Annotated in this window: 6 protein-coding genes; 3 read left to right on the plus strand and 3 right to left on the minus strand. The window is 59.8% G+C overall.

What is annotated here, in order from left to right:
• Positions 1-224: 224 nt before the first annotated feature.
• Positions 225-1262: a DMT family transporter gene (locus QKE19_RS10930; RefSeq protein ID WP_347891073.1), complete on the plus strand. Its 1038-nt coding sequence runs from the start codon at positions 225-227 to the stop codon at positions 1260-1262.
• A gap of 156 nt (positions 1263-1418) precedes the next feature.
• Positions 1419-2471 (plus strand): class C sortase, encoded by a 1053-nt coding sequence (locus QKE19_RS10935; RefSeq protein WP_070859181.1) that lies wholly within the window; start codon positions 1419-1421, stop codon positions 2469-2471.
• 6 nt (positions 2472-2477) lie between these two features.
• Here the strand turns inward: QKE19_RS10935 and QKE19_RS10940 are convergent, their stop codons facing one another.
• The gene (locus QKE19_RS10940; protein ID WP_049189660.1) at positions 2478-4775 is read right to left on the minus strand and encodes a YhgE/Pip domain-containing protein; all 2298 of its coding nucleotides are present in this window, start codon (positions 4773-4775) and stop codon (positions 2478-2480) included.
• Positions 4775-7408, minus strand: coding sequence for a YhgE/Pip domain-containing protein (locus QKE19_RS10945; protein WP_347891074.1), 2634 nt, complete (start codon positions 7406-7408; stop codon positions 4775-4777). The genes QKE19_RS10940 and QKE19_RS10945 overlap by 1 nt, the downstream gene beginning before the upstream one ends.
• A gap of 277 nt (positions 7409-7685) precedes the next feature.
• Between QKE19_RS10945 and leuA the strand changes: the two genes are divergently transcribed.
• The gene (leuA, locus tag QKE19_RS10950; protein WP_049193461.1) at positions 7686-9503 is read left to right on the plus strand and encodes a 2-isopropylmalate synthase; all 1818 of its coding nucleotides are present in this window, start codon (positions 7686-7688) and stop codon (positions 9501-9503) included.
• Between the two features lie 134 nt (positions 9504-9637).
• Here leuA and QKE19_RS10955 read toward each other — a convergent pair whose 3' ends face one another.
• On the minus strand, positions 9638-10678 hold the full coding sequence (locus QKE19_RS10955) for a hypothetical protein (protein WP_049171181.1): 1041 nt from the start codon (positions 10676-10678) through the stop codon (positions 9638-9640).
• Positions 10679-11020: the final 342 nt, after the last annotated feature.

Genomic DNA, 11020 nt, shown 5'->3' on the forward strand with positions numbered 1-11020 from the left:
GGCCATAAAATGCCTCGAAACTGTCATAAACCTAGTCAGTAACTCTCGGTACTGTGCCAGGAACTCCGGGCTCAGTCAGCTCCACTCCCTAACTCCCCGGCCCGAGCTCAGTCAGCTTCTTGGCCGAACCAGCTAATTCCCGAGGCGCTGCGGGCACCAACCACTGCCCCGCTCAACCCCTGCGAAGTGGACATGACAAGTGTTGCATGCCTAGCATTCCCTACGTGAACAATGACCTTCTCGCTGCGATACTGGCACTGCTGTCCGCACTCAGCATCGCGTGGGGAACCGTCATCCGCCACAACCTCTCCGGAACACTGGAAGAGGGCACCAGCACACTTCGCGGAGTGGCGAAGACCCTGAAGCTGCCGCGCTGGTGGCTGGGCTCGGGTCTGGCAATTGCCGGGTATGTATTTCAAGTCGCGGCGTTGGCATTTGGCACGTTGCTCCTGGTGCAGCCGTTGTTGGTCATGAAGCTGATGCTCACGCTCCCGCTGGCAGCGAAGGTCAACGGTCGGCGGATTTCGCGATCAGAGATGATCTGGTCCGTGGCGCTTACTTTTGCGGTGGCGACGCTGGTGTTGCTCGGCAAGCCGACTGCCGGCTCCACCGATATCCCCACCTACCTGTGGGGATGGGCTCTTGCCGTCGGTGGCGTGGTCACCTGCGGGCTTTACGCCGCTGCAGTTCAGTGGCCCAACACCGGCACCGGCGCCGGTGGCGGCTCAGACACCAAACAGCACGGAGTGCTGCGCCAGAACCCGAAGGCCCTGCTGCTCGGCACGGCAACCGGCTGGCTGTACGGCTTCGTCGCGCTGCTGTCTAAGTCGGTGGTCGATACCTATGTCAACGACGGACTTGTCCAGCTCCTGCTCTCCTGGGAACTCTGGCTGCTTGTGGCACTGGCGGTTATTGGCGTCGGCCTGCAGCAGGCGGCTTTTAACGCGGGGCCGTTGCAGGCTTCGCTGCCAGCTATGACCGTCGTGGAACCGATCGTTGCCTTCAGCTTGGGATACATCGTTCTTGGTGAGCGCTTCCAGGCAGTTGGTGTGCAATGGGTAGCGCTGTTTATCGCACTGGTAACCATGATTTCTGCCACTATTGCCCTGGCGGCTCGGCCGGCAGAGGCCACCTCCACAAGCGCCGCAAGCGCCCCAAGCACCGCAAACACCGACACCCCAAGCACCGCAAGCACGGCAAACACCGACGCCCCAAGCACCGAAATCACCACCACAGACTCCACCGATGCCGCCACGCGGTAAGTAGAGTTCAACTCTCCCGGGCCGCATGACATAAATTGGTATTTGCACTTATTAAGTCGTTAGCGATTTGTCGGCCTGGCTATCCCTGCCCGGGAACTGTCCCTGGTGAGAAAGACCCGTGGCCGCTATGCACAAGGTCACCAAAGGTAGGACTCGATGGGGCGTCATTCCCATTCCAAGCGGGCAACTTCCAAGCGGGCACCCAAACCGACATCTAAGCGGAAGTCCGAACGCGCAAACAGCACCAGCGCCGCAACCAAAACCGCCGCAACCAACACCAAAGCAAAGCCCCAAAAGGGCAAGAAGCTCAACTCGAACACCATCATCGCCCTGCTGTTGATCATTGGCGGTTTGGGCGTGCTGCTGTACCCGGTTGTCGCAACGCAGTGGAACAACTTCCTGCAGGCCCGCGCCGCAGATGAGTACTCCAAGCTGGAGAAATCCGCTCCTCCTGAGGTCTTGGACACCGCCTGGAACGAGGCCCATGAGTACAACGCCAGCCTCGGCGAGGTCAATCCGGGCGATGCCTGGACCACCTCTGATGACGAGTCTTCCCCGGAGTACCAGCGCTACCGCCACTACCTCGACGTGCTTGGCGAGACCGACGCGCTCGGCCGCATCGTCATCCCGTCCATCAACTCTGACCTGCCCATTTTCCATGGCACGTCGGAAAAGTCGCTCTCGCGCGGTGTCGGTCACCTCTACGGCACCGACTTCCCGGTCGGCGGCGTGGGCGAGGGCGAAGGTCGTCACGCGTCGCTGTCCGCGCATACGGGTCTGCAGAATGCGACGCTGTGGGACAACCTCGACAAGGTCAAGAAGGGCGACGCGTTCTACATCGCAGTCGCGGGTCACAAGTTGAAGTATGAGGTCCACGACGTAGCCGTCGTAAAGCCGGATGAAACCGATGCTTTACGACGCGTCCCCGGAGAAGACCTGATCACCCTGATTACGTGCACGCCTTACGGCATTAACACGCACCGCCTGCTGGTGACGGGGCATCAGGTGCCGATGGATCCTGACGAGGAGTCCGTGTTCGACGGCAGCGGTTCGCAGTGGCAGTGGTGGATGTGGGCCATCCTGGCAGCAGCGGCGGTGATCATTGCGCTGCTGATTTGGTGGCTGCGGAAGCTCTCGCGCGACGGCAAGGGCGAGCCGGCGGCCGAGCGCGAGAGCGACGAGACAGAGAATGACGAGGCGGAGGATTAGGCCCCCTTACGAAGTCGCCATCACCTTCGTCTCCTCGATTGCGTTCTTGATCTCGTTGATTCCCTTTTCAAAGATGCGCTGAAGGCCCAGCGCCAGAATCAGCGACGGGATGATGAACAGCGCCAACATGAACATCAGCTTCCAGTAGTCTGCCTCATAGATACCGGCGATGGAGCTGCGGAACATATCGATCGCGTAGGTACCCGGCAGCCAAGGGCTAATGTTCTGGACCCACTGTGGCACCAGCGGCAGCGGATACGCGCCACCTGCGGCCGAGACCTGCATCACCAGCAACAGCACGCAGATGGCCTTGCCGGCGTTGTCGAAGGTGAAGACGAACGAGAAGACGATCATCATAAACACCAGCGAAATCACCCAGCCGGCCAGCAGCATCAGGAATCGGTGCGCGGGCTCGATGCCCACGTACACCTGGAGTCCCAACACCATCAGTGTGGACTGAACCAGGCCCACGCTGGCGAAGGTGGCGAACCGGCCGAAGTACTTCTCGACGCGGGTGTAGTCATCGGCCTGCGCAGCGTTGATTTGTGCGTCACTGGTCGGCTCGTCGATTTCATCGCTGGCTGCATCGCCCTGCGCATCATCGACTGCATCGCTGACCACATTCTCGGCCTCATCATCGCCGACCTTCTGTCCGTCGCGGCTACGGACCGTGGTGCGGATCAGCACCGACGACAGCAGCGCACCGATCCACAGCGCGAGGGTCGCATAGAACGGCGCCATACCCGCACCGAAGCTCTGGACTGGGAAGACGGGGTCTTCCTCGACCTGCACCGGCGCGGCCAACTGCGCTGCCAGGGCACTTGGGTCATCACCGACGGCCTCAGCAATTCGCGAGAGGTCACCGGTGTCCTTCGCCTCTTCCAGCGCGTTGTCGATCTCGTCGAAGCGAGCGGCCAGATCATCAAAGCGGGTGCTCAGACCCATCGTGGCGGCGCTGGTCTTACGAAGCGTATCCACCGGCGAGCCGGAAATCGTACCGCGGATGCCGCGAATGTCCTCGCCAATGACCTCGATGTCGTTGCTCAGACGCGACACCGGCTCCGACAGTGCGTCGATCTGCGGGCGCAGGTTCTGCTCGTAGGAGTTTTTGGCATTTTCCACAGCGGCAATCGCAGCCGTGAAAGCGTCCTTCGCCTGGCTTATCGACGATCCCGTATCCCGGCCACCACGCAAATCCGCTGCCACGGCGGAGAAACTCTCCTGCAGCCCACGGGTGCGAGCAATCGAGGTGTTCAGATCGGAAATCGCGCGGTCATAGCCCGGCTTAGCGACACCCGGAACCACTGCCCCAACGGTGTCCTCCAGGCGGTCGCGCATCGCAGTCAGGCCATCGGCCTGCTGGCCGAATTTGGCCGCCATCGCGTCAAAGGTATCTGCGGTCGCGCCGCTGGTGGCCTGGGTGCCGTCGACAAGCTCGTTGACGCGGTCGCGCACGCCTTCGTAGCTCGACTGCGTTGCGTCGAGCGCCGTGCTAACCGAGTCGCGGACATTGCCGACCGCGGCTTCCAGATCGCCTGCGACGTTGCCGTCACCCGAACCATTGCGCAGAATGTCCATCCGCGCACCAGCGTTTTCCAAAATGGAATCCGCGGTCTCCACCAGCGGCACGGTGGTCTCCACCAGCGTGGACAGCGAACGAGCAGTCTGCGCACCGGAGCGCAGCCGCGCGGCGGTGTCATCAACGCGGTTTTGCACGCGCGTCAGTGCCTGCTTGGAGTCGGAGGTGTTTAGATACTCATCCAGCGAGGTGATCACGCCCAGCCCAACACTGGCGACGACCTGCGTGAAGTTCTTGTCAATCTCCTGAATAACGCCACTCGCGCCCTTACTCGTAATGATTGACGAAAGCGCGTTCTTCTTCTCATTCGTATAGAGCGTCAGCTTCGGCGCCTTGGTGCCCCGGACGTAGAAGGTCATCAGTTCAGTACTGAAGTTCTCCGGAAGCACGATTGCCGCGTAGTAGTCACCGGACTTAGTGCCGTCGATGGCGTCCTCAGAATCCGTAATCTGCCAGTCAATTTCGTGGTTACGGCTCAGCTTCGACAGCACCTCATTGCCCAAGTTGACGTCAATCGCACCGATATCCGTGCGATGACCACGGTCATTACTGGCGACCGCAATCTTCAGCTTTTCGGTGTTCTCAAACGGCTCCCAGCTGGCCAGCACATTAAAGCAGGTGAACAGCAGCGGAATCAGCACCAGACCGAAAACCATGATGCCGGTCATCGTGTTCTGGCGGATCACCCGAAAGTCATTCCGCACAATTTCAAGAACGTTTCTCATTAGGCTTCACCTTCTGGGGAAGTCTTCACGCTTGCCGACGACACCTTCGCCTGTGGCTCAAACGAATCACCAGCATTTTCCAGCGAGTACGCATGCGGATGGGAAGTTTGGTGCTCCATGTAGGCGCGCAGCTCCTCCTCCGACATCTCGCTGAGCTCCTGGGCGTGAATCACAGACTGCTTGACGTACTCGCGCACCGCGATGTAGGCGAGGCAGAGCAGCACAAACAGGCAAGCCAGACCGAAGAACAGGGCCTTCTGATCCGGGTAGTTACGGGCCAAAATACCCAGCACCACCAGGGCGGCCACGGCGATGCCAATGGCCATGCGCATGAACAGCGTGTAGCTGCCACGCAGATTCTCCATCCGCTCGTCGACTCGCGATTGGTACTCCTCGCGGTTACGCAGCGCAAAGACGAGGTCACTGAGCTTGTATCCGCTACCGACCAGGTGGACTTCTTCGTTGTTGACCAGTCCGCCCTCTTCAAGCTGGTGGTTAACCAAGACATTGACCGAGGACAGGCTGCGGCGCAGCCAGTAACCGACCACGTAGGCGACCACTGCCATGGCCATCAAGGTGAGCATGTTCTTCAGGTAGTAATTCGAGTAGAAACCACCAATGGTCTCGCGGAGAGCATCAATGCCGTAAGTCAACGGCAAGAACGGATTCAGCGCCTGGAAGAAGTCCGGGGTCATCTCAATTGGATAGAGACCGGCGGCGCCAGGAATCTGAATAAACGCGAGCACTACGGCAATACCACGTCCCACGTGGCCAAACGCCGCCACCAAACTGTAAATAATGGCGAGATAACACAACTCCACCACGACACAGGTGAGGACGAACGCAACCGCGCTGACATGCTGCACACCAATGACGATGTCACCGATAGAGACAATCAGCGCCTGGAAAGTAGCGATGATGCCCAGCAGCAATGTGCGGCCCATGTACGCCTGGCCCACCGTGATTTCCTTGAAACCTTCCGCGTCGACTTCCACGCGGAAAATCACAATCAGGATGAACGCACCAATCCACAACGACAGGTTGGTAAACAGCGCCGCCATACCCGAGCCGTAGTGATCCACCGGGAACACGGCCTCGGTCTTAACCTCAGCCGGATCGCTCAGGAACTGCGAGATACCCTCAGGATCGAGGTCGTTGACCATGTTCATGGCTTCGCGCTCTTCGGTGGTGCCCAGGGTAAGGACATCGAGACGCGCAGTTTCCAGGCCATCGCGCACACCATCAAGGTCGGCCTTGAAGCTCTCGAGGACCTGATCCGCAGCAGAAAGCTGCCCACTCGTAGCGTCGAGAAGCGCGGACGTTTCCTTGACGGTGTCCTTTTGCGCGCCAAGCGCCGCCGCGTACGAACCCACGCGCGCGTTGAGCTGATTAAGTGCCTTGCTCAACTGCGGGAGTGCGTCCTGGGACGCCTGACGAATCTGATCCGAGGCGGCCTTGCCGTCCTTAGTGGCCTGCGCCAATGCCTCGCTGGTGGCGTTGAGGGAGTCGAGAGTTCCCTGCGCCGAGCCGGAGACGTTCTTCAGGCCTTCCACTAGCTCTTTATTGGTGGCGTTGCTCTCGTCGAGCGCATCGATGGTGCGCTGGATTGCCTGCTTATCCGGGCCGTTGAGCGGGTTGGCTTCCAGCAGGGAATTCAGCCCACCAATGACCTGATCCGCCTGGTTGACGATGTCCTCCGCTGCAGCCGTCGCAGAATCCGAACGGGAAATTGCGCCCTGCAGATTGCCAGTCATCGCGCCAATCGCGGCGTTGGCGTTACCGGTGCCCTCCACCAGAGCGGTGCTGCCCTGCAAGTAGGCATCGTTGAGATCCGCGGAGAAATTCAGGACCTCATTGTTGAGCTCACCAGTAATCGCCTGCACCTGCGTCAACGCATCCTGGGCGTCATCGAGGGCCGTGTCCACGCTGCTGAGAGTCTTCTTGATCTGCGCAATCGTCGGCTGCAGATCGCCAATCTGCTCCTGGATAGCACCGACTTCATCGCGGCTATTGGCAACCGCATCAGCGACATCCTGGAAAGCGTCAGCGGAATTGAGACGAGCCGCATCGAACCGGCCCTGCAGCAGGCCGCCAGCTTCCTTAACCTCCTCGGTGACCGCCTTCGCAATCTCCTTATTAAAGGAAGCGGAAATCTGACCATCAATACCGGACGCGCCCTGCGCCGTGATGTGCGGCGAGATCGCGTTGATCTTCTGGTTAGCGCGGTAAGTCAGTTTTGCTGGATGCCCCTGCCCTTGAATCAGGTCAACCATTTCCTGCGAGAAATTCGGCGGAATGGTGATTTCGGCATAGACCTTGCCGCGCTTTAGGTCTCGGTCTGCCTTCTCTGCATCGGGGAACTGCCAGCCCAGTTCATGATTTTGTTTTAGTTGTTTGACCACCTGGTTACCGATATTGAGGCTTCCGGTAACCGAGGAACTCGCGCCCTTGTCCTCATTCACAATTGCCACGCCAATGTTCTCGGTGTGCTCGTACGGATCCCAGAAGCCTGGGATGTTGAACCAGGAGTACAAGGCAGGGGTAATCATCACGCCGATGACGATTACCCACACTCTTGGGCTATTGCGGAGACGGCGCAAGTCTCGCTTAAGAATAGACCAGCTAGTTTGCACCTTAAGGACGCTATCATCTTTACCCCGCTAAATACATTGGTACTAGTTTTAGAACTATCGATTGGCGGGGTGGGTGGCGTGTGGATGGCTGAGCACATTTCCCCCACTAAAACCCCCGAATGATGAAATTCATATAACCATCGGGGTAAGGTACATCACATGCAACGCGGACTACTGCTTCTATGCCGCGGCGGGGCTTGGGTTTAAGGCCGGCTCCCCGTCGCGGGGTAAGTTGTGCCGGCCTAAAAGAAAAGTCCGAATTAGAAAGGCCCACAACATGTCTCCTTCCGACGCTTTTATTTCTGCTCCTTCTGTAATCTCCACTCCTGCTGGCGAGATTCCGGAAGGACAGCCTGCTTGGAATAAGCAGCGCAACTCCCAGATGGCAACCAACCGCTACCTGCCTTACGACCAGGAAGTTCAGGACTTCCAGCTGAAGGACCGCACCTGGCCGGACAAGCGCATTACTAAGGCACCGGTGTGGTGTGCCGTCGACCTGCGCGATGGCAACCAGGCGCTGATTGATCCGATGAGCCCGGAGCGCAAGCGCCGCATGTTCGAGCTGCTGGTCCAGATGGGATACAAGGAAATTGAGGTCGGATTCCCGTCCGCTTCCCAGACCGACTACAACTTCGTGCGCGAGATTATTGAGAAGAACATGATCCCGGACGATGTCACCATCCAGGTCCTGGTTCAGGCTCGCGAGCACCTGATTCGCCGCACCTTCGAGGCATGTGCCGGCGCCAAGAACGTCATCGTTCACTTCTACAACTCCACCTCGATTCTGCAGCGCGATGTTGTGTTCCGTAAGGACAAGGACGCAATCAAGAAGATTGCCACCGACGCCGCGGAGCTGATTAAGACCATCGCGAAGGACTACCCGGACACCAACTGGCGCTGGGAGTACTCGCCGGAGTCCTACACCGGCACCGAGGTTGAGTACGCCAAGGAAGTCGTCGACGCCGTGGTGGATGTCATCGACCCGACGCCGGACAACCCGATCATCATCAACCTGCCGTCGACCGTGGAGATGATCACTCCGAACGTCTACGCAGACTCCATCGAGTGGATGCACCGCAACCTCAACCGCCGCGACTCCATCATTCTGTCGCTGCACCCGCACAACGACCGCGGCACCGGCATTGCCACCGCCGAGCTGGGCTACATGGCCGGCGCTGACCGCATCGAGGGCTGCCTCTTCGGCAACGGCGAGCGCACCGGTAACGTCTGCCTGGTCACTCTGGGCCTGAACATGCTGACCCAGGGAGTCGACCCGCAAATCGACTTTTCCGACATCGATATGATCCGCCGCACCGTCGAGTACTGCAACCAGCTGCGCGTTCCGGAGCGCCACCCGTACGGCGGCGACCTGGTCTTCACCGCTTTCTCCGGTTCCCACCAGGACGCCGTGAACAAGGGCCTCGACGCAATGGCAGACAAGGTCCGCCCGGGCGCTGCCGTCAAGGAGCTTTCCGACGAGGACCTGCGCGCGGTGACCTGGGAGGTTCCTTACCTGCCCATCGACCCGAAGGACGTCGGTCGTTCTTACGAGGCCGTTATTCGCGTGAACTCCCAGTCCGGCAAGGGCGGCGTGGCCTACATCATGAAGACGGACCACGGCATGAACCTGCCGCGCTCCATGCAGGTCGAGTTCTCCTCCGTCGTGCAGGCAGTCACCGACGCCGAGGGCGGCGAGGTCAACTCCAAGGCGATTTGGGACATCTTCGCAGGTGAGTACCTGGACCGCGAGGCTCCACTCGAGCAGATTGCCCTGACTGTCGATGCCCCTCAGAACGAGTCGGACGCCACCAAGATCAAGGCTCACATCGTCTACGAGGGCAAGGAGCAGACCGTCGAGGGTGTCGGCAACGGCCCGCTGGCCGCTTACGCCAACGCCCTGGAGAAGCTCGGCATCAACGTCGAGGTTCAGGAATACGTCCAGCACGCTCGCACCGCAGGTGACGACGCCGAGGCTGCGGCCTACGTCCTCGCAGATGTCAACGGCACCAAGGTCTGGGGCTCCGGCATCGCTGGTTCCATCACCTACGCATCGCTGAAGGCAGTCACCAGCGCGGTCAACCGCGCACTGGCTTAAATTCCACATAGTTACTGACTAGGTTTATGACACTTTCGTGGCAAAATTTGTGCTCAAAGTGTCATAAACCTAGTCACTTTCTTTTTGAGGCAAACTATCCAGCGGCCCCTCGGCCCCGCTACCCAATTACCCAACTACCCAATCAACGGGCCGGCATTGCGCACATCCGCACGGAAAGTCACCCCACCTGCGGCTACCACGCGTTCGCGCTCGATCAGGATTGAACGGAGCGTCGATAAGCGAACTGCGTGCAATTCCACCTCTTTCCACACCACCCGCGCGACATCCAGCCCCGTTGCGCGCAGCGAACGCTCGCGGTAAGTCTCCCGCGTGAGCAGCTTGGACTGAGCCGCGGGCGTCGGCGCGACCTCGCTCGCCGAATACTTGATGTGGCCGTCGAACTCCACGACAAGCAGCAGTTCAGGGATATAAAAATCCACGCGGGCGAGAAAGTGCGGCGGATCGTGGCTGGTGCCGCGAGTCCAGATTTCGGCTTGCTCGTGGAACTTCAGGCCGAGTTCGAGAAGAGCGGCTTTAGTCAGCGCCTCACCGGGCGTTTCGCAACGACCATGACAGACCGCGAGCGCACGATGAAACAGCTCTTGGCCCCGCACGCTGGGATAATGCGCCGGGAGCTCCTCAAGCTGATCGCGCGTGGCGCCATGCCGCAGCGCACCTTCGACAGCCAACACCGCCGCCCGCCACGACACGGACTCCGGCCCCTTCTGCCTGAACCGGACGCGACACTCATCGAAGGCCGCACGCGCGAGCACCGCGACCCGCCGGTCCGCGAGCCCCTGCGTGTGATCCAGATGGATCTCCGAGCGCAGGCGCATGCAATAGTCGATGCCGTGGAACTCCTGACTCCCGCCCACGACCACAATCTTCGCATCGCGCACCAGCACCCACGAACCGTGCAAGGCCAGCGCTGCAGCTCCCGAAATGACGCCTGACGACGTCTCGGAGACCACCGCCAAAGCAGTAATAGCCAGGCGTTTCTCGCGGTGGAGCCCCTCCCAGGCATGCGCGACTACATAGTGACCTCGGCAAAGCCGCTCCAGATAACCGGCCCGCGCTTGCCTTGCGACCTCGCGGTATCCATTCCCCGGCTGGTCATCCGGCCTAATGATTCCAAACTGGTCCGCCACCAGTTGCTTGCGTTTCTTGTTGACCATTTCTCCCCCGCCCCGTGGTTGTTGTCCTGTGGCTGTTGCCCCGTGGTAGTTATTTCGTCCTTATTTTTGTGGCGCTGTTTTGTGGCTCTATTTCGTGGCCTTGGCTTGTGGCACTGTTTTGTGGCCCCTATTTAATAAGGCGCGGAAATTGCCCTCGCGGTTCCATTCCTTTTCGGCTGAGCACCCAGTCGGGGGAAAAACTATTGGGGCTTGCGTGGTTTTTGTAGTTTGCGTGGTTTACGGGACCCGTGTGACCGGATCCCCCGGTCCTTCTGAGCTTGAGGCCGAGCTAGTGCCCAAGTTACTGACTAGGTTTATGACACTTTCGTGGCAAATTTTGTG

The organism is Corynebacterium sp. c8Ua_99 (assembly GCF_039907185.1).
GTDB lineage: Bacteria > Actinomycetota > Actinomycetes > Mycobacteriales > Mycobacteriaceae > Corynebacterium > Corynebacterium jeikeium_D.

Excerpts from the sequence above, each read along its gene's own strand:
- QKE19_RS10935 (WP_070859181.1), top strand. The coding sequence starts at position 1,419 with ATGGGGCGTCATTCCCATTCCAAGCGGGCAACTTCCAAGCGGGCACCC.
- QKE19_RS10940 (WP_049189660.1), bottom strand. The coding sequence starts at position 4,775 with ATGAGAAACGTTCTTGAAATTGTGCGGAATGACTTTCGGGTGATCCGC.
- leuA (WP_049193461.1), top strand. The coding sequence starts at position 7,686 with ATGTCTCCTTCCGACGCTTTTATTTCTGCTCCTTCTGTAATCTCCACT.
- QKE19_RS10955 (WP_049171181.1), bottom strand. The coding sequence starts at position 10,678 with ATGGTCAACAAGAAACGCAAGCAACTGGTGGCGGACCAGTTTGGAATC.